The organism is Sporosarcina beigongshangi, from assembly GCF_033485195.1.
In the GTDB taxonomy this organism is placed as follows: domain Bacteria; phylum Bacillota; class Bacilli; order Bacillales_A; family Planococcaceae; genus Sporosarcina; species Sporosarcina beigongshangi.
Genome location: NZ_JAWLIR010000078.1, coordinates 1 through 918 on the forward strand (window position 1 = coordinate 1; position 918 = coordinate 918).

A 918-nucleotide genomic window follows, 5' to 3' on the forward strand; every position below is an offset into this window, starting at 1 on the left:
AGCTTTTATCCGTTGAGCGATGGCCCTTCCATGCGGAACCACCGGATCACTAAGCCCGTCTTTCGACCCTGCTCGACTTGTAGGTCTCGCAGTCAAGCTCCCTTATGCCTTTGCACTCTGCGAATGATGTCCAACCATTCTGAGGGAACCTTTGGGCGCCTCCGTTACTCTTTAGGAGGCGACCGCCCCAGTCAAACTGTCCGCCTGACACTGTCTCCTGCCCCGATAAGGGGCATGGGTTAGAAGTCCAATACAGCCAGGGTAGTATCCCACCAACGCCTCCTCCGAAGCTGGCGCTCCGGAATCTTAGGCTCCTACCTATCCTGTACAGGCTGCACCGGAATTCAATATCAGGTTACAGTAAAGCTCCACGGGGTCTTTCCGTCCTGTCGCGGGTAACCTGCATCTTCACAGGTATTATAATTTCACCGAGTCTCTCGTTGAGACAGTGCCCAGATCGTTACGCCTTTCGTGCGGGTCGGAACTTACCCGACAAGGAATTTCGCTACCTTAGGACCGTTATAGTTACGGCCGCCGTTTACTGGGGCTTCAATTCAAAGCTTCGCTTGCGCTGACCTCTCCTCTTAACCTTCCAGCACCGGGCAGGCGTCAGCCCCTATACTTCACCTTACGGTTTTGCAGAGACCTGTGTTTTTGCTAAACAGTCGCCTGGGCCTATTCACTGCGGCTCTCTCGGGCTTTAACACCCTAACAGAGCACCCCTTCTCCCGAAGTTACGGGGTCATTTTGCCGAGTTCCTTAACGAGAGTTCTCTCGATCACCTTAGGATTCTCTCCTCGCCTACCTGTGTCGGTTTGCGGTACGGGCACCTCCCGCCTCGCTAGAGGCTTTTCTTGGCAGCGTGAAATCAGGGACTCCGGAGATTAATCTCCTCGCCATCACAGCTCAATGTTAGAG

1 rRNA gene is annotated in these 918 nt (G+C 54.1%); it reads right to left on the minus strand.

The features are described from left to right. A 23S ribosomal RNA gene (locus tag R2B77_RS17795) occupies positions 1-918 on the minus strand; the annotation flags it as partial.